Annotated in this window: 22 protein-coding genes; 18 read left to right on the forward strand and 4 right to left on the reverse strand. The window is 66.6% G+C overall.

Going from position 1 to position 22,481, the window contains the following annotated elements; genetic code table 11:
- The first annotated feature begins 102 nt into the window (after positions 1–102).
- From ACQPY0_RS18210 to ACQPY0_RS18220, 3 genes are read left to right on the forward strand one after another with little or no spacing between them, the layout of a single operon-like run.
- Positions 103–1,068, forward strand: a complete 966-nt coding sequence (locus ACQPY0_RS18210) for an ABC transporter permease (protein ID WP_432990316.1) — start codon at positions 103–105, stop codon at positions 1,066–1,068.
- Positions 1,065–1,955 (forward strand): ABC transporter permease, encoded by an 891-nt coding sequence (locus ACQPY0_RS18215; RefSeq protein WP_432990318.1) that lies wholly within the window; start codon positions 1,065–1,067, stop codon positions 1,953–1,955. Before ACQPY0_RS18210 ends, ACQPY0_RS18215 begins: the two co-directional genes overlap by 4 nt.
- Positions 1,952–3,790, forward strand: a complete 1,839-nt coding sequence (locus ACQPY0_RS18220) for a dipeptide ABC transporter ATP-binding protein (protein WP_432990320.1) — start codon at positions 1,952–1,954, stop codon at positions 3,788–3,790. The genes ACQPY0_RS18215 and ACQPY0_RS18220 overlap by 4 nt, the downstream gene beginning before the upstream one ends.
- Positions 3,791–3,802: 12 nt before the next feature.
- Here the strand turns inward: ACQPY0_RS18220 and ACQPY0_RS18225 are convergent, their stop codons facing one another.
- Complete coding sequence (locus ACQPY0_RS18225; protein ID WP_432990322.1) at positions 3,803–4,885, reverse strand: amidohydrolase family protein; 1,083 nt, start codon at positions 4,883–4,885, stop codon at positions 3,803–3,805.
- Between the two features lie 260 nt (positions 4,886–5,145).
- On the opposite strand from ACQPY0_RS18225, the gene ACQPY0_RS18230 reads away from it, so the two are divergent.
- The 10 genes from ACQPY0_RS18230 to ACQPY0_RS18275 all read left to right on the forward strand — a co-directional run bounded on the left by ACQPY0_RS18230 (position 5,146) and on the right by ACQPY0_RS18275 (position 13,903).
- Positions 5,146–5,445, forward strand: a complete 300-nt coding sequence (locus ACQPY0_RS18230) for a hotdog domain-containing protein (protein WP_432990324.1) — start codon at positions 5,146–5,148, stop codon at positions 5,443–5,445.
- Between the two features lie 2 nt (positions 5,446–5,447).
- Complete coding sequence (locus ACQPY0_RS18235) at positions 5,448–6,929, forward strand: class I adenylate-forming enzyme family protein (RefSeq protein ID WP_432990326.1); 1,482 nt, start codon at positions 5,448–5,450, stop codon at positions 6,927–6,929.
- Positions 6,916–7,830, forward strand: coding sequence for an ArgK/MeaB family GTPase (locus ACQPY0_RS18240; protein WP_432990328.1), 915 nt, complete (start codon positions 6,916–6,918; stop codon positions 7,828–7,830). The genes ACQPY0_RS18235 and ACQPY0_RS18240 overlap by 14 nt, the downstream gene beginning before the upstream one ends.
- 91 nt (positions 7,831–7,921) lie before the next feature.
- The gene (locus ACQPY0_RS18245; RefSeq protein ID WP_432990330.1) at positions 7,922–8,344 is read left to right on the forward strand and encodes a cobalamin B12-binding domain-containing protein; all 423 of its coding nucleotides are present in this window, start codon (positions 7,922–7,924) and stop codon (positions 8,342–8,344) included.
- A 326-nt stretch (positions 8,345–8,670) separates the two neighbouring features.
- Positions 8,671–9,084 carry a nicotinate-nucleotide--dimethylbenzimidazole phosphoribosyltransferase gene (locus ACQPY0_RS18250; RefSeq protein WP_432990332.1) on the forward strand — a complete coding sequence of 138 codons (414 nt, stop codon included), beginning with the start codon at positions 8,671–8,673 and terminating at the stop codon, positions 9,082–9,084.
- A gap of 28 nt (positions 9,085–9,112) precedes the next feature.
- A complete protein-coding gene (locus ACQPY0_RS18255; RefSeq protein WP_432990334.1) occupies positions 9,113–9,682 on the forward strand; it encodes a histidine phosphatase family protein in 570 nt (189 codons plus the stop codon).
- Positions 9,683–9,899: 217 nt separating this feature from the next.
- Positions 9,900–10,112 (forward strand): hypothetical protein, encoded by a 213-nt coding sequence (locus tag ACQPY0_RS18260; protein ID WP_432990336.1) that lies wholly within the window; start codon positions 9,900–9,902, stop codon positions 10,110–10,112.
- Between the two features lie 233 nt (positions 10,113–10,345).
- Positions 10,346–11,137, forward strand: a complete 792-nt coding sequence (locus ACQPY0_RS18265) for an enoyl-CoA hydratase/isomerase family protein (RefSeq protein WP_432990338.1) — start codon at positions 10,346–10,348, stop codon at positions 11,135–11,137.
- Positions 11,134–12,699 carry a CoA-transferase gene (locus ACQPY0_RS18270; RefSeq protein ID WP_432990340.1) on the forward strand — a complete coding sequence of 522 codons (1,566 nt, stop codon included), beginning with the start codon at positions 11,134–11,136 and terminating at the stop codon, positions 12,697–12,699. Before ACQPY0_RS18265 ends, ACQPY0_RS18270 begins: the two co-directional genes overlap by 4 nt.
- A gap of 79 nt (positions 12,700–12,778) precedes the next feature.
- Positions 12,779–13,903 (forward strand): hypothetical protein, encoded by a 1,125-nt coding sequence (locus ACQPY0_RS18275; RefSeq protein ID WP_432990342.1) that lies wholly within the window; start codon positions 12,779–12,781, stop codon positions 13,901–13,903.
- Positions 13,904–14,016: 113 nt separating this feature from the next.
- On the opposite strand, the gene ACQPY0_RS18280 is transcribed toward ACQPY0_RS18275, so the two are convergent.
- Positions 14,017–14,271, reverse strand: coding sequence for a hypothetical protein (locus ACQPY0_RS18280; RefSeq protein ID WP_432990344.1), 255 nt, complete (start codon positions 14,269–14,271; stop codon positions 14,017–14,019).
- A gap of 26 nt (positions 14,272–14,297) precedes the next feature.
- On the opposite strand from ACQPY0_RS18280, the gene ACQPY0_RS18285 reads away from it, so the two are divergent.
- Positions 14,298–15,473, forward strand: coding sequence for a mandelate racemase/muconate lactonizing enzyme family protein (locus tag ACQPY0_RS18285; RefSeq protein WP_432990346.1), 1,176 nt, complete (start codon positions 14,298–14,300; stop codon positions 15,471–15,473).
- Positions 15,470–15,874, forward strand: a complete 405-nt coding sequence (locus ACQPY0_RS18290) for an amidohydrolase family protein (protein WP_432990348.1) — start codon at positions 15,470–15,472, stop codon at positions 15,872–15,874. The genes ACQPY0_RS18285 and ACQPY0_RS18290 overlap by 4 nt, the downstream gene beginning before the upstream one ends.
- Here ACQPY0_RS18290 and ACQPY0_RS18295 read toward each other — a convergent pair.
- Positions 15,795–17,072 (reverse strand): IS701 family transposase, encoded by a 1,278-nt coding sequence (locus ACQPY0_RS18295; protein ID WP_432974310.1) that lies wholly within the window; start codon positions 17,070–17,072, stop codon positions 15,795–15,797. The two genes, ACQPY0_RS18290 and ACQPY0_RS18295, sit on opposite strands and share 80 nt — an antisense overlap.
- A 210-nt stretch (positions 17,073–17,282) precedes the next feature.
- Here ACQPY0_RS18295 and ACQPY0_RS18300 point away from each other — a divergent pair, with 210 nt between their 5' ends.
- From ACQPY0_RS18300 to ACQPY0_RS18310, 3 genes are all read left to right on the forward strand, one after another.
- Entirely contained in the window at positions 17,283–17,486 is a 204-nt protein-coding gene (locus ACQPY0_RS18300) for an NAD(P)-binding domain-containing protein (RefSeq protein ID WP_432990350.1), read from the forward strand.
- A 141-nt stretch (positions 17,487–17,627) separates the two neighbouring features.
- A complete protein-coding gene (locus tag ACQPY0_RS18305; protein WP_432990352.1) occupies positions 17,628–17,975 on the forward strand; it encodes a hypothetical protein in 348 nt (115 codons plus the stop codon).
- Positions 17,976–18,237: 262 nt separating this feature from the next.
- Positions 18,238–21,093, forward strand: coding sequence for an FG-GAP-like repeat-containing protein (locus tag ACQPY0_RS18310; RefSeq protein ID WP_432990354.1), 2,856 nt, complete (start codon positions 18,238–18,240; stop codon positions 21,091–21,093).
- A 108-nt stretch (positions 21,094–21,201) separates the two neighbouring features.
- Here ACQPY0_RS18310 and ACQPY0_RS18315 read toward each other — a convergent pair whose 3' ends face one another.
- Positions 21,202–21,924, reverse strand: a complete 723-nt coding sequence (locus tag ACQPY0_RS18315; protein WP_432990356.1) for a FadR/GntR family transcriptional regulator — start codon at positions 21,922–21,924, stop codon at positions 21,202–21,204.
- Positions 21,925–22,481 lie beyond the last annotated feature (557 nt).

A 22,481-nucleotide genomic window follows, 5' to 3' on the forward strand; every position in this document is an offset into this window, starting at 1 on the left:
GAGGACGACCCAGCCAACTCGTGGATCGCGGCTTCGGTCGGGGACCGACGCCGCGATCACCAGTCACCAGGAGAACGCGATGACGGGACCGGCGGCACGCACATGACCAGATCGAGCCTGCTGATATACATCGCGCGGCGGTTGGCCGCGATGGTGCTGCTGCTCATCCTGCTCTCGTTCGTGATCTTCTCGCTGACCTACCTGACGCCGGGCAGCCCGGTGGACGTGCTGCTCGGCCCGAACACCCGGACACCCGAGACCGTGGCGGCACTGACCGCGAAGTACCACCTGAACGAGCCGTTCTTCACCCAGTACTGGTACTGGGTGAAGGGCGCCGCGCAGTTGGACTTCGGCGACTCGATCCAGACCACGCTGCCGGTCACCGACCAGATCACGTCCCGGCTCCCCACGTCGCTGTATCTCGGTGGGTACGCGTACATCGTGGCGCTCGCGCTCGGCATCATTCCGGGCGTGGTCGCCGCGATGCGCCGAGGTGGCGCGCTCGATCGCGTTACCGTGGCCGGGTCGATCGTCGCGCTGAGTACGCCGGCTTTCGTGTCCGGCGTCTTCGCCCTCTACCTGCTCGCGGTCGTCGTACCGATCTTCCCAGTGGCCGGACTGGGCGAAGGCTTCGTCGACGGGCTGTGGCACCTGACCCTGCCGGCGATCGCCTTGGCGTTGTCCGTGATGGCCTTCCTGGTGCGGCACACCCGCGCCGCGATGATCGGCGTTCTCGACCAGGACTACGTCACCTTCGCGCGGGCACGCGGGATGTCGGCGCGCCGCGTCATGCTCAAGTACGCACTGCGAAATGCGCTGATGCCGATCGTCACGATCAGCGGCACCCTGCTCTCGAGCCTGATCATCGGCGCGGTCGTCGTCGAGCAGACGTTCTCACTCAACGGTGTCGGATCCCTACTGGTCCAGTCCGTCATGTCGAAGGACGTGCCGATGATCCAGGGCCTCGCGCTGGTCATCGCCGCCCTCATCATCGTGATGAACCTGCTGGCCGATATCGCCTACATCGTCATCGACCCACGTATCCGCCTCGGGAGACACGAATCATGACGGCAGTCGACCTCGACCTCGCGGAGAAACAAGCCCCGGACCGGACCGTTCGCCGCGGACTGTTGCGCGGGGTACACCGCGTGCGCGGATCGGTCGCGATTTCCTTCCTGATCATGGCGATCGTCGCGGTCGCGGCAGCGTTCGGGCCGCTGATCGCGCCACAGAATCCATCCGCCCAGGACCTGAACCTCGTGCTGGTGCCCCCGAGCGGCGCGCACTGGCTCGGGACCGACGAGCTCGGACGCGACGTGTTCTCCAGGATGATCGTCGGCAGCCGAACAGTGTTTCTCGGTCCGCTGATGGTCGCGGGCGGCGCGATGCTCGTCGGCAACATTCTCGGACTCCTGGCCGGTTATCGCGGTGGCATCATCGACGCCTTCATCATGCGCCTCGCGGATCTGCTGATGGCCGTGCCCGGACTGCTGATCATCATTGTCGTGTCCGGCACGATCGGAGCTGGCTACTGGGTCGCGGTCGGCCTCTTGGCACTGCTCATCATGCCATTCGACGCGCGGGTCGTGCGGGGCGTGACCCTCGAGCAGGTGCCGCGCCCCTACGTCGAGGCGGCGCGGACGCTCGGCGTCTCGGACCGTCGAATCATGTTCTTGCACATCTGGCCGAACATCTCGGCCGTGGTGGTCGCGAATACCTGCCTGGCCTATGCCGGCGCGCTGGTCGGGCTGTCAAGCCTGTCGTTCCTAGGCGTCGGGGTAGCCCCCGGCTCGCCGGATTGGGGTCAGATGCTGTCCGACGGGCAGATCTCGTTGTTCCAGAATCCAATCGCGACGCTGGCGCCCGGCGCGGCGATCGTGCTGGTCGCGGCCGCGATGAACATCATCGGCGACTGGGGCTACGACCGGCTCTCGAGCCGAGGAGCGAGCCGATGACGGGCACGGTCGAGGTCGTGACGCAGGGCTTGGACACTGCGATATTCAACCTGCAGAACCTGCGCATCGTGGCCAAGCGGTCGGGCGGCGGCGAGAGCACGATCGTGTCGTCGGCGTCGCTGTCGGTGCGGCGCGGCGAGTCGATCGGCATCGTCGGCGAGTCGGGAAGTGGCAAGTCGATGACGGCCAAGTCCTTGATCGGATTGCTACCGGCCGGGGTAACGGCAACGGGGCAACTCTCGTACAGGGGCGAGAACCTGCTGACGGCGAACGAGCGCAAGTGGCAGACGATCCGCGGCCGGGAGATCGGGCTGATCCTCCAGGACCCGTTCACGATGCTGAACCCTGTCATGCGGTGCGGCCAAATCCTCGAGGAATCGCTGCTGCCGGAGTACATCCACGGCGGCCGGGGTGCCCGCGAGGAGGCGATCCGTCGTCTTGCCGAGGTGGGCATCACCGACGAGTCGGTGATCGACCGCTACCCGTTCCAACTGTCCGGGGGCATGCGGCAACGGGTCGCCATCGCCGCCGCGCTGTGCCGTGACCCGCAGGTGCTCATCGCCGACGAGCCGTCCACGGCGCTGGATGTCGCGACGCAGCGCGAGGTTCTCGAGCTGATCAAGCGAATCCAGCAGGCCCGCGGCATGGGCCTGATCCTGATAACGCACGACCTTCGGGTCGCGTTCGAGACGTGCAGCCGGATCTACGTGCTGTATGCCGGCTCGTTGGTCGAGGTGGGCGACTCGCAGCGCATGCAGGCCGAGCCGCTGCATCCGTACACGCAGGGCCTCTTGCTCTCGGAGCCGCCCGTCGGCCAGCGGGTACAGAAGCTCGTCGCCATGCCGGGGGCCGTGCCGACCGCTGATGAGGTCCAGGGGGTGTGCACCTTCGAGCCGCGGTGCCGATGGGCCGGGCCGGCGTGCCGCGAGAGCGCGCCACCGCTGGCCGAGGCGACACCCGGTCGGCTCTCCGCCTGCATCCGGCTGCCCGAGATCCGGGAGGAGATGCGCAGCCTGCGAACCTTTGCCGAGCAGGTCGCGGCCGCGCCGAGCACCGACCGGACTTCGCCGATCTTGGAGGTCCGCAACGTCGGCAAGTCGTTCCAGATCGGACCCCGCGCTGTCAGGGCACTCGACGACGTCTCTATTCAGGTCGGAGTGAACGAGAGCGTCGGCATCGTCGGGGAATCCGGGTCGGGCAAGACGACGCTGGCCCGGGTGCTGGTCGGGCTGGAGACGCCGACCGAAGGCGAGATCGTCATCGGGGGTACGACGACGCGCCAGTGGGCGAAGGTACGCAACGAGGAACGCCGGGAACTGCGCTCGAACGTGCAGACCGTCTTCCAGGATCCCTACTCGAGCCTGAACCCGATGCGCTCCGTGGGTTGGACGCTGCGCGAGGCGATCACCACGCACGACAAGAATGCGACCAACCCGAAACAGCGGGTCGGCGAGCTGCTGGAAATGGTCGGCCTGCCGGCGACTTACGCCCGGCGCCTGCCAAGGGCACTGTCGGGTGGTGAACGTCAGCGGGTCGCGATCGCGCGGGCCCTCGCGGTCCGCCCGAAGGTGCTCATCTGCGACGAGCCGACGTCCGCGCTCGACATGTCGGTGCAGGCGCAGATCCTGAACCTGCTCACGACGCTTCGCGCCGAACAGGAGATCAGCTACCTGTTCATCTCCCACGATCTGTCGATCGTGCGGCACGTGTCGGAGTTCGTGTACGTCATGTATCGCGGCCGGGTGGTCGAATCCGGGCCTACCGACACGGTACTCGACAATCCGCAGCACGAGTACACGCGCAAGCTGCTCGAGTCCCTCCCGGGCGGTGGCTGAACGTCGCCTGGTTCAGCCGACCACCACCCCGCGCAGCACCGTCCGCCGAGGGGAGTAGATCGCATCGAGCGCGACGCGGGGATCCTCGTCGAAGACGATCAGGTCGGCGGGCGCGCCCTCGTCCAGGCCCGGCCAGCCGAGCCATTGCCGGGCGCGCCATGAGGCCTGCGCGATGACCTCCGGCAGCGGCAGCCCGGCGCCCACCAGCGCCTGTATCTCGCCGCGAATGGTGCCGTGCGGGACGTCGGTTCCGGCGTCGGTGCCGGTGTAGATCGGCACGCCGGCCTCGTAGGCGTCGCGAACCCGCTCGCGCGAGGACGCGTAGAGAGCCCGCATGTGCCGCGCGTACACCGGGAACTTGTGCTCGGCGGCCGCGGCGAACTTGTGGAAGTTGTCGACGTTGATCAGGGTGGGCACCAGCGCGATGCCCTTCGACACGGCATCTGCGAGCATCTGCCCCATGAGTCCCGTGCCGTGCTCGATCGAGTCGACGCCGACCGCGATGGCCGCGGCGACCGCCTCCTCCCCGAAGGCGTGCACGGCTACACGCACATCCAGGGCATGGGCTCGCGCGACCGCGCGTTCGAGTGCGTCCGCGGGAAAGGCCGGCGCGAGATCGCCACTGGCCCGGTCGATCCAGTCCGCGACGATCTTCACCCACCCGTCGCCGGCCGCGGCTTGCCGCTCCACCTCGTCGGCCAACGCGTCAGGGTCGACCTCGACACCCTGATCACGGATGTAGCGGCGAGTACGGGCGATGTGCCGGCCGGCCCGGATGAGGCGTGGCAGATCGTCGCGTTGCTGTATCGAGCTCGTGTCCACCGGCGAACCGACCTCGCGAAGCAGCAGGGCTCCCGCGTCGCGGTCGAGCAGCGCCTGTCGCGCCTGGGCCCGCGGGTCGTGGACGTTGCGGGTCGAGGCGATGCCAATATGGCAATGCGCGTCGACGAATCCGGGGATGACCCAGCCCGACGAGGCGATCGTGTCGACGTCGGAGCCGCGCGCGGGCGGCGTGAAGCTCAGCCGGCCCTCGACGATCCAGGCGTCGCGCTGCGTCTCGTCGGGCAGGAAGATTCCGCGCAGGTGAAGGACCACACGCGACATGCTATCGGTGCCGGGCCGGGCTTCCGCCCCACCCATGCGACCTCTCTACGTACCTACTTATGTCAACTTTATAGCCTCTTGTGCCGGTAAAATCTTTGACCTATTCTACTAGGGCAAAGTTGCCGACGCCGATCCGCCATCGACGGGAGAATGACGTGCCTGCACCCAGCCAGGACGAAGCCCGGATTCGCCTCCGCCTAGCGCCGAGTGATGCTCGTTACGCCGGCGGGTTGGTGCCTGGCTCGAAGGTGATGGAGATCTTCGCCGATCTCGAGACGGAGCTCGCGTTGCTGGAGGGCGGCGACGAAGGGCTGTGCGCCGCCTACGACTCGGTCGAGTTCCTCGCGCCGCTTCGGGTAGGCGACTTCGTCGAGGGAGTCGCTCGGGTCACCTCCCGGGGGAACAGCAGCCGGAAGGTGGAGGCTCGCGTCTACCGGGTACTGAGCGTGGACGAGAACGGTTGTCGACTCGAGCAGGACGGCCCGGTGCTGGCCGCGACCGCGACCGTGACGATCGTCGTCGGGCGAAGCCGGCCGGCTCAGGCGTCCTAGCGATGGGAAGCAGAACCAGCACGGTCGTCTCGTGGATCGGAGCGGTCGTCCGGGCGCGGCCCAACGAGCCGGCGCTCGTATTCGACGGCGAGACGTGGACGTACCGGGAACTGTGGTCACGCTCGGCCGACCTGGCGCGGGATCTGCTCGCCGGCGGCCTTCAGCCCGGTGACCGCGTGGCGATCGTCGGCGAGAACGAATCCGCCTACGTCTCCACCTACATGGCGATTCTGCGGGCCGGTGGCGTCGCCGTCCCGATGAACGCCATGCTCGGCCCGGCGGCGATCGGCGCGCAAATGGAGTTCGTCGGAGCCAAGACGATCTTCGTCGGCCGCGTCAAGCCCGAGATCCGAGAGGCGCTCGACGGCTCGTACGACGTGCGTGACCTACGGACGGCGCCAGTGTCCGCGCAGGGCCGACTGCCCACCATCGGGCCGAGTTCCGGCTGTTCGATCATGCTGACCAGTGGCTCGACGGGACAGCCGAAGGGCGTGGTCCACACCCACGAGTCCATGCTGCACGGGAGCATGCAGGTCGCCTCGGCCTTCCCGTTCGGTCCGGGGGAGCGCGGGGTGGTGTTCCTGCCGCTGTATGCCTGCATCCCCGAGCAGGTCCTGCCGACGCTGTGCACGGGCGGATCGCTCGAGATCCTGCCCGGATTCGACGTCGAGCGGGTCGCCGACGCGTGCACCAGGGCGACCACCTTCGATGCCGTCCCGACCGTCCTGAGGCGACTGATCGAATTCGCTCCGCTCGAGAAGCTGTCGAAGCTCAAGTGGGTGCTGTTCGCATCGGAAGTGATGCCCACCGGTCTCCTGCGCCGCTGGTGGGCGGAATTGCCGGACCTGCAGATGCACCAGTTGTACGGGATGACCGAGGCGCTTCCGCTGACGGCCGCACCGCATTGGCTGCTGAAGGCCGAGCCGACGACGGTCGGCCGGGCGTTTCCCACGACCGGGCTGCAGGTCCGCAACGGCGCGACTCCGGCGAGCGACGCCGGGGAACTCGTCGCGGTGACGCCGGCCCGGATGAAGGAGTACTTCAACGACCGGGAGACGACCACGGCGAGCCTCACCGGCGACGGTGCCCTTCGAACCGGCGATCTGGGCCGGATCAGCGACGACGGACTCGTCTTCCTCACCGGCCGTCTCAAGGACATCATCATCAGCGGCGGCATGAACATCGCACCGGCCGAGATCGAGGCGGTCGCGGCGGCCCACCAGGGCGTGCAGGAGGTGGTCGTCGTGGGGATACCGAGCGACCGGTGGGGCGAGACGCCCGTGGTGGTCGCAGTTGCCAAGCCTGGCTGTGGATTGCGGGCCGACGAACTCCTGCAGTTCTGCCGCGGGAATCTCGTGAGCTTCAAACGGCCGTCGGGCGCGGCGCTGGTGTCGCACCTGCCGATCGCGGGAATCGGGAAGGTGGACAAGGTGGCCGTCAAACGGATGATCGAAAACGGGGAGCTGGAACTTGTTCACGCCTGACCAGCTGCGCCACGCCGTCACCCAGGCCCAGGCGGGCTACTGGGGCCCCTTCGCCCGCGCGGTGACCCTCATCGAGAATGCGCCGGCCTGGGACGTGGAGCTGCCGCAGTCCAGCTCGCGTACGCACATCGTCGGCATCACCGGGCCGCCCGGCGCGGGGAAGAGCACCCTGACCGGACGCTTGATCGACGCCTACGCGAATGCGGGATCGCGCGTCGCCGTGCTGGCGATCGACCCCTCCAGCGCCACCACCGGTGGTGCGGTGCTGGGCGACCGGCTTCGAATGGAGACCCACCTGGCCGGTCGGCCCGAGGTCTTCGTCCGCAGCCTGGCCAGCCGGGGGTCACACGGCGCAGTGGCTGCCGCGACCAGAAACATCGCCCGGCTGCTTGAACTGTCCGAGCTGTTCGACGTCGTGTTGATCGAGACGGTCGGGGCCGGCCAGACCGAGATCGCGATCGTCGAGATCGCCGACACCGTCCTGCTCGTGACCGTGCCTGGGCTCGGCGACGCCGTTCAGTCGATCAAGGCGGGCCTGATGGAGGTCGCCGACATGTTCGTCGTCAACATGGCCGATCGCCCCGGCGCCGCGGAGAGCGCGCGGCACCTGCGCCTGGCGGCCGGACGCGGCGTGGAGGTGCTGCAAACCGTCGCCACCGACGGCAAGGGAGTGGGCGAGGTGTGCGCCGCGCTCGAGAAGCGGTGGCTCGGCCTCGTCGAGAGCGACGCCATCGGCACCCTGCGCAGCCGGAAGTGGGCCTCTGACGCCGCCCTGGTCGCCGAGGGATGGGTCGCCGCGTGCGCGGAGGCGGTGGCGGTGACCGACGGCGGCAACATGCGCGACGCTGTCGGCCGAATTCTGCAGAGTGCTTCGAAGAATTGGGAGCTACGAGCCCGATGAGCACTGAATTTGACTGGGCCGACGCGGTCGGGTCGTGGCGTAAGGATCATCGACCGTCAACGGTCTTCTAGGCGCAAAGGGAGATTTGGATATGCAGGCGTTGCCGGAAAAGGCCAGGCCGACCAAGGTCGTGGTCGCCAAGCCCGGACTCGACGGACACGATCGCGGAGCCAAGGTCGTGGCTCGCGCGCTTCGCGATGCCGGGATGGAGGTCGTCTACACGGGGATCTACCAGACCCCCGAATCGATCATGCGCGCGGTCATCCAGGAAGACGCGGACGTGCTCGGGTTGTCGAGTCTGTCCGGGGCGCACTTGGAATACGCGAAGGAACTCGGCGAACTGCTACGGGACAACGATCGGGCCGACGTCCTCTTCGTCGTGGGCGGGACGATTCCGCCGGAGGACGCCGACACCCTGAGGACCTACGGCGTGCACGAGGTGTTCGGTCCCGGTACTCCGACCGCGGTGCTCGTCGACTACATCCGAGACCACGCGCGCAACGTCCTGGCCTGATCCGCGCCGTTCATCCGGCGCGGTTGTGCCGCATCGACGATCGATATCCGCGCTATGACATTGAGCCGCCAGCGGAGTATGACATGAGCGAGTATGGCGTTAGCGGTGCCAGTGATCCGGAGGCACCCTGCAGGTTGGCCCACTCGGGCTGCGTCTGCGACTACTGCCTCGCACACCACTACGACGATACCGCCGGGGGACCGGGAAGCGCCGACGAACACTCACCGAGCCCAGCGCCGGGCGCGGCCGACGAAGGTCGGTGACGGGGCGCCCCGCTCGACCGGATCGGTATGTGCTCATCGGTGACTGGCAATCGATTGGCCAACATGTTGACGAAACGGGCGGCCGTAGCGTCCTGGAGTCCGGTCGATCGCAACAGGGAGGTCTCCCGATGCCCGTGGCGGAGCTCCGCGCTGGCCCGACCCACCACGGCGCTGGCGAGCCTCGGCGGTCCGGAAGCTGCTGTACCGGCCGGGGTCACGCTCGCCGCCGCGGCGGCCCGAGTGCCGGTCGTGCTCGACGGGCTGGCCACGTCGATCGCGGCGCTGATCGCCGTCCGCCACGAGCCGGCCGCCCAGGCCGCGCTCGTCGCCGGGCATCGCAGTCGCGAACGCTTCGGATTGGAACCGCTGCTCGATCTACGACTGCGGGCCGCCGAGGGCGTGAGAGCCTGCCTCGCCGCGCGGTTGCTGCTCTCGGCAGTGCGGCTCCGACGCGAGGAGTCGGGACGGGTCACTTGATCGGACAGGCGCCGAGGTGATCCGGGCGATGACGACGCTGCACCTCGTCCGACACGGCGAGTCCGAGTGGAACGTGGCCCGCCGCCTACAGGGCCAGACCCCGTACGTGCCGCTCACCCCGCGCGGGCACCGGCAGGCTCGGGCCACCGCCGAGGCGCTTCGCGGCACCGCGGCTCGCGCCGTCTACACCAGCGATCTCTTGCGGGCCCGGCAAACCGCCGAGCACATCGCGGACGTACTCGACGTGCCCATCCGGCTCCGTCCCGACTTGCGCGAACGCTGTTACGGCCGCCTCGAAGGCCTGCCGTCGGCCGATGCGCTGTGGGCCGCCGGCGACGTCGACGTTCACCCAGGCGGCGGTGAGTCGCTGCGAGAGCTGCGGCAACGGATCGCCGCCGCGATCGCCGGCTGCCTCGCTGACGCCGGCGACGGCGCCCTCGTGATCGTCAGCCACGGCGACACGATCCGCGCGGCGCTCGAGTGGCTCGGCGAACCGACCCCCGAGATCCCCGGCAACGGGGCAGTAGTCTCGCGGCGGGTCGCGGCAAGCGAGGCCCGGCACCCTGGGGGGCAACTGAAAGGCGTCGAGCTCGCATGACCTGCGGTGATTCTCGCGTCGGAGCTACTCGTCGATTTGGCGTCGCTCACGAAATTCGGTTCCGGCACATGAAGTGTGGCGGGGCGGCGGGCGGTGTGGGATTGCGGACGGTCCTGGCTGACGGGTGTCGACAGTAGACGGACGCCATGGCGCTACCGGGTCGATCCGTTGACCGGTAACGCTTTGCGAATCCTCGGCCACCGGTGATCATCTGACGGTGCGCGATCACACAGTCGCCGAGGTTGTCCTGCGGCACCTGTCCGGCGTGCTGATCGAGCGGGTGGAGTCCGGTCCCGCGGCCGGCTACCTGTTCGGTCAGGCTCGCGGCGAGAGCGCCGCGTGTCCGGGCTGCGGCACGGTGACGGCCTCGGTGCGCGGCCGGTGCCAGCGCGGCCTGGCCGACACGCCGATCGACGGGCGGTCTGGCTGATCCTGCAGGTCCGGCGGTTCAACTGCCGGGTGAGCGACTGCGCGGTGCGCACGTTCGTCGAGCAGGTACCCGGCCTGACCGTCCGGCGGCGCCAGTGCAGCCAGCCACTCCAGGATCTGCTGTACGGCATGAGCAGTTCAGGCTGCGCACGACGAGGCTCCAAGATCATCTGCGCTCCGCGTCTCAAACTTGCCTCTTGACAGTGGACTGTGGACTTACCAGTATTCCTATCCATGGTCGCCGACACCGGGCTCGATGCGTCCGTTCCGCTTCTTTGCCACGTCGAGGAGAGTGGCGTAGCCCATGTGGTTCTGAATCGACCAGCCCGGCGCAATGCGCTCGATGCCGACCTTGCCAGCCGGCTAGGGAGCGCTCTGGAGAGCCTTGATGATGCACCAGCCGTGGGCGCAGTCGTGTTGTCGGGCGCGGCTCCAGGATTCTGCGCGGGGTCGGACATGAAGAACCTCGCCGGCATGACGCCTGCCGATATGGCGCGGCATGAGGCGCGGATGGCCGCCGTCGCCCGAACGATCGCGCTCTTGCAGACGCCCGTCATCGCAGCGGTCGAGGGGTTCGCGGTAGGAGGAGGATTCCTTCTCGCCACCTCGTGCGACGTGGTCGTGTCAGCCTCCGACGTTCGATGGCATCTGCCGGAGGTGACGCTCGGTTGGGTTCCGCCGTGGGGCCTGCAGGCGTTGACGGTCCGGGTCGGCCCCGTCGTGGCGAGGCGGCTGGCTTGGGGCGCACACCCCATCGACGGCGCCGCCGCCCGCGAGATCGGGGTCGCCGATGATCTCACCGAGCCGGGGCAAGCTGTCACGCACGCGCTCGAGCAGGCGCGGGCCTTGGCGAGTCTGCCGCGGAACTCCGTCACCTCGACGAAGCGGGCATTCGCGTCCTTGGCCGGCCAGTCGGCAGAGACGCTCGATGCGCAGACCGCTGCCGCTTTCGAGCGCGATTGTCACTCGCCAAACGCCCGCTCCACCTTCTCTCAACTCTTTCGCGATTCGGGAGCATCGTCATGACCGACAAGATCTGCAGTGCCGCGGACGCAGTTACGTCGATCAAAAGCGGCCAGGCAGTGGCTTCGACCGGCGTCATCGGCTGGAGCACTCCCGATGCTCTGTTGGCGGCATTGGGGAACCGGTTCGAACTAACGGGCTCGCCCAATGACCTGACCTTTCTGTTTCCGGTCGGGACCGGCGACGCCATGGGCATTCCAGGGATGGATCACGTGGCCCGAGTAGGTCTGATGAAGCGGATCGTCTCTGGTTCGTACATCAACCCTCGCAACCCCCTTACAGGTCTCCGCCCGAAGCTCATGGAACTCGTCAAGAGCAACGCGATCGAGGCATACAGCTGGCCCATCGGAGCCACAATGCACTGGCTGCGCGAGGTGGCCCGCGGCGGCCCGGGCTATCTGACACGTATTGGCCTCGGCACCTACATCGATCCGCGACAGCAGGGCGGCAAGTTCACCGGCCGAGCCACGCAGGACTTGGTCGAAGTCGTGAACCTTCGAGATGAGCAATTCCTCTTCTACCCGAGCTGGCCACTGGATGTTGCGTTCGTGCGGGCCAGCGCATCGGACGATCTCGGCAACCTCTCGTTCGAGCGTGACCCGCTGGTGTCCTCGGCAGTCTCCATGGCCATGGCGGTCAAGGCGTCCGGGGGAACTGTCATCGCACAGGTCGGCGAGTTGGTCCCGCGGGGGTCGCGCCCGGCACACGCCGTGCGGGTACCTGGCGAGCTGGTCGACCGCGTGGTGGTCGTACCCGACCAGGTGATGACAACTGACGTCGCCTTCGACGCCGCGTATCTGGGCTTCGACGCGACGGCACTCACGCGTATTCCGCAGCTTCCGGCAGGCGCGGACAAGGTCGTCGCTCGCCGCGTTGCCCGTGAGATTCGCCCCCGCGAGATGTCCATCTTCGGGTTCGGCGCCTCCTCGGATGCGGTGCTGACCATGGTCGAGGACGGATTGCTCGACGGCGAGCGACTTCACGAGTACTCATTCACGACCGAACACGGCTCGTTCGGTGGCATCGTGATGAGCGGATGGCAGTTCTCCGCCAACATCTCACCCATCGCACTGCTCGACGGTCCGTCCCAGTTCGACTTCATCGACGGGGGCGGGTGTACGTTCGCCGCGCTGTCCTTCGCTGAGTTCGACGCGGTCGGAAACGTCAACGTGAGCAAGTTCGGTAGCGCAAACCCCGGTGCGGGTGGATTCATCGACATCGCCCACAACGCTAAGCGGCTCGTGTTCGCTGGCACCCTTACCACCGCAGGACTATCCGTTCTGGCCACCGACGGCAAGCTAGAGATCAAACAGGAGGGGTCGATCCGCAAGTTCGTCGAACGAGTCGAGCAGGTGACCTATTCGGTGGCCGATGGTGTTGCGCGCGGTCAGCAGGCCAGGATCATCACGGAACGCGCGGTCTTCGACATCACCCGACGTGGTCTCGACCTCGTCGAGGTGGCCCCCGGCATCGATCCGGTGCGGGATGTCGCCGCCCAGATGTCCTTCCCGATCCACATTCCAAACACCATCCCACTCATGGACGAGAGCCTCTTCACGCCCTGAGGAGGAGAGCAGCGGTGGACACGCGCAACCCTTCCGCCAGCCCTCCGACGACGGACGAGCCCAAAGGAGACTGAAACCGATGAGAAAGGCAAGTCGCGGCGCCGCGATCGAGGCGATCCTCGGCAGGATCGAGTGGACGCTAACCGAGACGGAGGCGGGCTTTCCGCACTACGCCGACACTCAGACCGGACGATGGGTCCGCAGCCCTGGTGGCGACTGGACCGGTGGCTTCTGGGTGGGTCAGCTGTGGCTCGCCGCCGCGGCTCGCGATAGCGATGCGCTCCGGTCGGCTGCCTCCGACTGGGCGCGGCAACTGGAGCCGCGACTGCGCTCGCACACCGTCTTCCGTGGCTTCCTGTTCTGGTATGGATGCGGCACAGGCGCTCAACTGTTCGGTGACCCCGAAGCAAATGCCCTTGCGATCGAGGGCGCCTTGGCCCTGCGCGGCCTTTACAACGCCAGCGCCGGCCTGATCCCGTTGGGCGACGATGCCGAAGAAGCGACGGACACCGGCATGCACAACTCCAACATCGACGGCGTGCCCGGCACCGTGCCGCTGCTCGTATACGCCGCGGCCAACACCGGCGACGAATCCCTACGAGCGCTTGCCGAATCTCACGCTCGTCGACACTGTGAGATCCTTATCCGTGACGACGGCTCGGTCATCCAATCCGTTTCGCTCGACGCGAAATCCGGTGCGCCAACGCGTCTCTACACGCACAAGGGCATCAACAACGACAGCACATGGACCCGTGCGCAGGCGTGGGGGCTGTTGGGCTTGGCGCACAGTGTCCGCTGGCTTACCGACGACCTTGCTCCCCTCGCCCGGCGCGTGGGGGATTGGTGGATCGATCACCTTCCCAAGGATGCAGTTACCTATTGGGACTTCGACGCACCTCATGGCGCCGCCCGCGACACGTCGGGCACCGCGATCGCTGCGGCCGCATTGCTGAAACTAGCTTCTGCGCTCCCCGATCGCTCAACTACCTACGTGGCAGCGGCTGAATCCATGATTGCTGCTCTGGTTACCCGACACCTCACCCCGGTGAGCGAAACCGACCCTCGGCCGCCAGGCATTCTTCTCAACGGCTGCTACAACCACCGGCTCGGACTGGCCACAGATAACGAGCTCATCTGGGGCGACTACTACCTCTTGGAGTCCCTGCTCCACCTTGACGGAACCATCGACGCGACCTTGTTGTAGGTTCGCGTGGTCGCCCTGGGACTGTAAGAACAACGGCTCTGGCGCAAAGACGGTGGTGGCCGGGGTGATCGGAGCTCGCTGATCACGTGCGGCAGGGCATCAGCGGTGCGCTTCTATCTGATCAAGGTGTTGTTTCCGGCCTGGTGTCCATAGTGGTCGATCAGGTAGTTGACCAGGTCGAGACCGTGCGGGTCCGGTCTCGGACCCGGTCGACGGCGGTGGCGTGCCTTGCACGATCTGAACAGCGGCTGGTCGTAGCTGACCGGCACGGGTAACAGCAGGAACACCCCGCTCAAGAACCCCCACGCCTGTTCGCAGCCGGCGATCACCGCCTCCAGGGTCTGCGACACGGCCAACCAGACGAACATGTTCTTAGTAGACCAATGGAGGATATATGAGAATCGCGCGCGTGCGCCGATGGCCCGTTGAGTTTGGTCTCTACAACGCCATCTACGTCCAGATCGAGACCGAGGACGGCTTGGTCGGTGAGGCTGAGGTGGCGATGCGTCGCCGGACGCGTTCGGTCGTCGCGTTGATCGATGAGATGGCTGACAACCTGGTCGGTGTGGACGCGACCCGCATTGAGCGGATTCAGGAGCGCCTTTATCGTGACGCCTTCCTCGGGGGCACGCTGCTGACGATTGCTATCAGTGCCATCGATCAGGCGCTGTGGGACCTCAATGCCCGTGCTCTGGGGGTTCCGGTGCACCGGCTGCTGGGCGGCGCGTTCCGGGATGAGGTGCTGTTGTATACCCATGCTGCTGCGAGTGGGTCGCCCGAGGGTCTCGCCGCCGGTGTCCGTGATCGGGTGGAGCGTGGGTTTCGTGCTGTCAAGACCACGCTGCCGGGCTTCTATGAGAAGGTCACGAGTGTCCGGCATGACCGGGCCCCGCTCGTCGCACCGCATCACACCGAGACCGAGATCCTGAGCCCGTGGGTGTTCGGCTACATCGCCGAGTACTTTGCCGCGGCCCGGGAGGCAGCTGGCCGCGATGTGCATCTGATGCTCGACTGTCACGGTCGGCTCAATGTGGCGAACGCGATCCGGTTGGCTGAGGCGCTCGAGCCGTACGGCCTCACGTTTATCGAGGAGCCGGTTCCGTTCGAGCGCCCTGACTGGCTGCGTGAGGTGTCCGGTCGGGTCAGTACGCCGATCGCCGCGGGGGAGCGGTGGGGTAACCATCTGACCAGCGCGCCGTTCATCGAGTCGCATGCGGTGGCTGTCGCGCAGCCTGACGTCGGTCTGTGTGGCGGGATCACCGCTGCCCGCCGGATCGCCAATCTGGCGGAGGCTCATGCGATCTCGATCGCCTTCCACAATCCGCTTGGGCCGCTGCAGAGCGCTGCGACCTGGCATCTGGCGGCGACGCTGCCCAATTTCATGATCAGTGAGTCGTTGTTCATCCCCGAGCAGGCGGCCTACTGGGAACGTTATGTCGTCGGCGCGCCGGTCGTGGAGGGCGGTGTGTGGCATCCGACCGAAGGTCCCGGTCTCGGCCCGACGCTGAACGTGCGTGAACTCGATCGCAGTGAGCCGAACCTCGTCCTCGATCTCGGTGGTACTCGATGAGCTATCCGGCGGACTTCCTCATCGAACACGGGCTGGTCATCGACGGTAGCGGGAATCCTGGGTTCCACGCGAGTGTCGCGGTGCGGGACGGGGTGGTCGAGATCCTGCGCGGCGACACGTCCGAGGTCTCGGCGAGGGAACGGATTGACGCTACCGGCAAGATTGTCGCGCCGGGCTTCATCGATATCCATAGCCATTCGGATCTCGTGCTGCTCCAGGACCGGCATCTTGAAATGAAGGTCCGGCAGGGCGTTACCACCGAGGTCTCGGGGTCGACGGTCTGTCTTACGCGCCATTCTCAGACCCCTCGGCTTTCGCGGTCTATGCAGCTGCGAGTGCCCATGCTCGCTGGACCTGCCGGATTTCTGCGTTGGTGGGTTGAGCTGGGCGGGAGCCCATAAATCGAGCGGCAATGAGGGTGCGTCGTAGCGCGGTGAGCATGTCGGTGAACGACGGGTCGGTTTTCGACAGGTACCAGGGTGCGTGGATGCGGCGGTCGGCGACGATCCCGGATCGGTGACCGTACAGCGCATACCAGAGCACGACGAGGGTGTAGACGTACATCCCGAACGCCCAGGTGCGGTTCACGGCTTCCGCGGTGCGGTTACGGGCCTGTCCGACGCCGAGGGTCTGGCGGGTGTCGAAGAACGTGACCTCGATCGCCCACCGGGCGGCGTAGCGGGCCACCAGATCGGCGGCGGTGACGCTCAGGTCAGTGGTGATCAGGGCCAGCATCGGCCCGGTTTCTCGGTCACGCACGAGGGTCATCCGTACCGGGTGGGGCCCGAACACCCCGTACCAGAGGCAGTCGAGGACCGCGATACGCACGGTGTCGACCCGCCCGTAACGCGTCACGGACACCGTCTGCCACACCGCGGTGGCGGCGGCCTCGCTGGGGGTACCGATCCGGGCGCCTTTCAATCGTGGCCGGCCCCGTTTACCGCTGCGGGCCGGTGCGCGGTGATACACCACCGCGTTGCGGGGCAGCCGGGTCGTCCATGTCACGGTGGCGGGCAGGTCCCGCAGGCCATGGCCGTGGTACGCGGCGTCGGCGACCACGTGGACCCGCCGGCCCGGCGTCCGGGCGGCGATGACGGTGATCATGTAGGCGGCCAACTCCACGGTAGAGGCGGTGCCCTTGCCCTGCCAGCGCCGGCACAACACCGGCAGGCACAACGGCCGGGACAGGAACGAGGGCCGCACGATCACCCCGACGACCACCCAGCGGTGACCGAACGCCAGCTTGTTCCGGGCGGGCGCCGAGCCGTCGTGGATCCATCCGACGCCGTGGACCTTCTTACCCCGACGGCGATGCGCGGTGTCATCGACCGCCAGGTGCAGATCGGCGCCGTCGGCGACGAGGTGGGTCAGGACCAGATCGAACACCGTCAGGCCGATCTGGTCGATGGCCCAACGCGTGGTCGAGAAGAACCGGTGCGCCCGATCATGCGACCAGGACGTGGCCATCCCGGCCCCGGTGAGCATCCCGCAGACCGTACGTTGCCCGGTCTGCGCGACCAACCCGACGACCATCGCGGAGAAGACCCCGAACGTCGGCGCCGTGAAACACCCACCGAAGGCGTCCAACAACCGACGCAACGAGATCGGTAGGCTGACTCCTGGAAGCATCGACGGATCACTTTCGGCAACGACAGTGGTACAAGGACCGTCGATGCTTCCGTCATCTCACCCCAAGATCACGCACTCCCAGGCCACCCGGCGTGTCACACCCACCGCCGACCCCTCATCAAAAACTGCGAAAGTCCAGAGACCCCGCCACGTGACTGTGCCGTTGGCCGAGATCTCGTCATGGTGATGCTGCCCGACGTCGCGACGGTCGAGCTCGCGGTGCTCGGACCGGAGGGAGTGCTCGCGGGCGGCCCTGCCATCGTCGCTGACATGTCGACCACCGCGCCGGAGCTGAGCGAACGGATAGCCGCGCGCGCAGCCGCGGCCGGCCTGAGCGCCCTTGACGCGCGCGGGTGGGCGCGCAGAGCGTGCGGGTGGGCGTAGAGGCGGCCGACACTACCACCAGGCTCTCGCGGCGACGTGGCGTGGCAAGGGATTCGACGTCGTTGAGCTGAACCTGTATCAGGTCAACGGTCCCGGGTCCGGCTCCAGGCGGCGCGGGTCAAGACCGACGTGCGGGACTGCATGGCCATGCTCGAGCTACTGGTGCGGGGGCTGGGTTGGCCGGTCTATCGCAAGGAGGGTGCGATGGCTGGGCAGGTCGTATGGGTGGCCCTCCGCTGGCGCAAGTTGGCCGCCGCGAAGGTGTTGGGCAGTCGGGTCCATGCCTTGGCCGATCTGGCGTTCCCCGGTCTGACCGGGTGTTTCACCACCGGTCTGGAGGCCAAGACGTTGCGGATGCTGCTGGGCCACGCTGCCCGACCCGGCGCGGGTGGCCGCGATGAGCGCCGAGGAGCCCGTGCAGCACGCCCGCTGCCATCAGGTGCGCGTGACCCGGCCGAAGGCGGCGCAGGTCATCGCCGTGCCGGGTGAGGCGATGTGCGTGCCGGACGCCGACGCGCTGCTGGGAGACATTGGCGACGTTGGAAGGCATGTGCGACTGCGGTTTGGATCGCCGAGGGGACAGCCCAAGAGTAAACCTAGGACCTATGACTTGTCTATTGACAGTCCACTGGCCGCGTGCGACGTTGGTCCACCAGAGCCAGGGAGACCTCGCCCAGGACGGCGAGTTCGGCGCCTTCGGCGACCGAAGCCACGTATGTCCTAGGCCATCAAATCTTGGAGGAGCGTTCCCATGAGTGGTCTGAGCCGTCGACGTCTGTTGGCAGCGGGAGCGGCGGGCGCCGCCTCGATTGCTATTCCGAGTCTTTTCCGTCAGCCGTCGGCGGCGGCTTCGCCGGCTCCCGAAGCCCGTCCACCGTGCAATACGTTGGCCGGTCAGTGGGCGCGCTTCGGCATGGATACCCGCAACACCTGCTATCAGCCGATGCCGGGAAAGATCAAGAAGCCGAAGATCGTGGCGCGCACCTACTTGGGTGGCACCACGGCCTGGGTGAAGGCCGTGGATCTCAACGACGACGGCAAGCGGGACCTGCTCTTCATCTCCGGTGGCCAGGTCGTCGCGAAGGATGCCCGCCTGGCCGATCGATGGGTCGCGAACGGGCTAAGCCCAGCCGATATCTTCGGTGTCTTCGATCTAGCCGGGGACGGATCCCGTCAGGTCGTGGTCATCGGCGGAACCAAGATCTACGCGCTGTCGGCGAACGACGGAAGTATTCAGTGGCAACACGACTTTGCTGAGCCGGATGGGAGTGGCCAAATCTTCCTCCCCTCGATGCAGATCGCGAAGTTGGACAACTCCGTGGCAGGACTTCAAATGGTGGTTTGGCCATACCACAGTGCGTTTGGCTACGCGTTCGCCTTCGATGGTGGCGTGAAGTCCGGCCGCCAGATATGGCAAACGAGTCAGGCCTATGCACAGCCGGCCTACGCGCCGGAAGTCCTTGTGGGCGACGTCAACGCCGACGGTCGCAACGAGGTTCTCATTGCCGGTTATGCCGAGATCAGCACTTTCGCCGGCGCTACCGGGGCATTGCTCGACGGCAGCGACGGGGGCTGGAACGGAAGGGTTCAATGGGAAACCGGACCGAACATCGACGGAAGAAACTACGGGCACATTCAACTGGTCAATCTCGGCGGGGGTCCGGGATTGGAAGTGGTTGACCTCGCGGATGGCGTGACTCTGCACGCGGCAGTCATACAGAATTCATCGTCGGGTCTGTCGCTGTTGTGGGACAAGTTCATCGAGTACACGGAGAATCACAAGGCTCTTCGGTCGACCGTGAATAGTGTTGCCGACGTTGACGGCGACGGCCGCATCGAGATCGTATGCGGCCTGTTCAACGACACTGGTGACAACCGATGGCACGTGCTGGTCGCTGACGCCGTCGGCGGCATCGATTCTCCCAAGCTTGACCTCGCCGACCGCTATCTGCGCGCCATCCAGGACTTCGACGGCGACGGAAAGGCGGAACTGCTGGTCAGCGTCGAGACGACCCAGACGCCTGGTACCCAGGCCACGCTCGAACTCTACGCAGTCGGGGCGGACGGGACCTACCACCGGGTCTGGTCGCTACCCGGATCGGTACTCGTGACCGACCCCGTGTCGGACTATCCGAGCACGCTGAGCCCGGCTTCCCGGACCAACCGCCACGAGGCGCTCCGATGCGACCCACTCGCCTCATTCGTGGTCATCTCGGGCAACTCTCTCCATGGCTACACGGTTTCCGGTGGCGCGGTGACCCAAACCTGGTCACGTCCGTACGACGGCGGTGTGCTCCACCGGGTGACCGACCTCGACGGCGACGGCACCGCAGAGGTGCTGTATCAGACCCTTGACGGCTATTTGCGGCTTGAGAAGCCCGACGGGACGCTCATCGGGCAGACCACGCTTGCCGGGTTGGCTGGCATTGCGACCGCCGCCGACCTCGACGGCCGCAAGCGAAATGCGATCATCGTGCCGGGCTTCGGGGCGGTCCGGGTGTTCGACTATTCCAAGGGTAAGTTGGTCCGGCGCTGGCAGCAGCCTGGCCAGGGCGAGTACGTGTACCACCAGCCGGCCCAGCTCGAGTCGGTGCCCGCGTTCGACCTCGACGGAGACGGGCGCAGTGAACTCGTCTTCGTCGATACCGTCGACTCACACGCTCGTATGCGAGTACTCGATGCGACGGGCCGCGAGGTGTGGCACCACGTGTTCGAGGATCTCCCCGCGCCGACATTCAACGGCCCCAATGGCCCCTACCTGTGGACCTTCGGCCGCTTCACCGGAAAGCAAGGCCTGGATATCTACGTCGGTGCGAACCGTGCCGGCTACAACACCGAGGTCAGCCGGATACTGAACGGTCGCTCTGGCGCCCTCCTGGCCTCGCGCGACGACGGGCCTGGACACGTGGGGCAGCAGTTCGGGCCGTGGACTGGCGCCCCGGCTGTCGGTGACCTCAACGGCAACGGCATTGACAACACTCTCTTCCTGGCCGGTGACCTCATCTACAACATCGACGGCACCGACATGGCCGGCATGAAGATCCTGGAAGGGCATGTAGGGGCATATCACACACCAGTGATCGCTGACGTGGACGGCGACGGCCGCGCTGAGGTGCTCATGACCGCGGGATACAACAATCTCGACGTCATCAAAATTGACGCCGAAGGTAACGGCACCACGTTGTGGCGGGAGGACACCGGACTGTATTCGATCGGACTCTTCGCCCGCCGCTCCGCCGTCGTTGACGTCGACGCCGACGGCACGGTAGAACTCGCGACCCTGTCGGACCTGGGAGTACTCACCTGCCGGAACGCGGCCACCGGGGAGATTAAATGGAGTTTCACGATTCCCGGCTCAGGGTTGGCGCCGAACGTGATCGCCGTCGACATTGATGGCGACGGCCACATCGAGTACGTCGTCGGCACCCAGGACGGGACGGTATACGCGATCGACACCACCGCCCATGCCAGAAACCGAATCAAGTGGAGCCTGACGATCGGGGCACGGCTCGGCGACGTCGCCGCCGCTGACATCGACGGCGACAACCGCAGTGAGTTGCTGGTGACCGCGGAGGACGGCTACCTCTATGTGATCGACACCAAATAGCGACCGTCAGCCCAGCCGGGTCGGCCTCGGCTTAGCCGACCCGGCTGGGTCTTCGTTCAGGTTCGTTGCGAAGCAGCTTGTGTCACAGAAGGGAGAATGGCTGCCCTCTCACGAGGACTTCTGGTGATACGGATCGATGTGCAGCGCCATGAGCCGTACGGCGCCCTCCGCGTCGCGTGCGCGAAGAGCTTCAAGGATCCGGAGATGTTCGTCATGGAACCGGTCTCGTGGACCGACGCCGCCACCACGCTGGATCCAAGCCTGCAACCACAGTTCGTGTATCACGCGCTGGAACTCGATGAGCACAGGATTTCCGGTCTCGCGGCCGAGAGCGACTTCAAATCGCACGTCCAGGTTCACGCCGGACGCCCTGCTGCTGCCGGTAGGCGGTTCGCGTAGCGCTGCATCGGCGGCATCCAGGTCGGGATCGGCTCGGTGTGCGACCGCTCGGACGACTTCGCATTCGATGGCCGAGCGCACCTGCGCGAGTTGTCGGACGTAGTTCTCGTCCATGTGGCCGGTGGGATGCGCGACTTCGACGACATACCGCGGATGCTCGGCGACGAAAACGCCCCGGTTGGGCTGGATCCTCACCTTCCCCATGCCCTCGAGCGCGCGCAGTGCCTCGCGTATGGAGACTCGACTCACGGACAGCCGTTCCGCCAGCTCTCGCTCTGAGCCGATCTTCTCGCCAGCCGAATGCTGGTTGGCGAGAGCTTCGAGCTGGCTGAGGATGCTGCGGAACACGTCGACCTTTCTGATCGGCGTGAGTTGGAAGGGCTCACCACTCAGTGAGGCGTCACCCTCCGCGCGGTCTTCATAAGCAGGCATGGTCCTTAGTCTGCCAAGGGCCGGAGGGCGCGCACGAATGGAGTGGAGGGCGCTGGGCCTGACGGTCTGATTCGTGTGTGTTCGTGAGCTTGTCACCGCCAGCGGGTGCAAGTCCCGTCCGGGTAGTCACCAGGGAGCCCGGTAGCAGGCTGGCGGCGTCGGGGGGTGTCTGTCTCGCCCCGGGTTTGATGGAGACATCGAACACCCGGAAGATTCACTGTCTTGGCGGCACCACGGAAGTACCCGGACGAGTTGCGGGAGCGGGCCACGCGGTTGGCGGGTGAGGCGAGGCGGGACCCGGCGTCGAGCATCGGGGCGATTCGGCGGATTGCGGGGCAGCTCGGCGTGCATCCGGAGGCGTTGCGTACGTACGTGGGTGAAGCAGGCTGAGGCTGATGGAGTCCGGTCGGGGACGGCGTCGTCGGACGCGGCGTGGATCGCCGAGTTGGAGCGGGAGGTTCGTGAGCTGCGGCGGGCGAACCGGATCCTGAAGTCTGCGGCTGGCGGAGCTGGACCGTCCGTCGCGGAACGCAGCCGGGTCGAGAAACTCCTGGAAG

This window comes from Dactylosporangium sp. CA-233914, assembly GCF_050942935.1.
Classification (GTDB): domain Bacteria; phylum Actinomycetota; class Actinomycetes; order Mycobacteriales; family Micromonosporaceae; genus Dactylosporangium.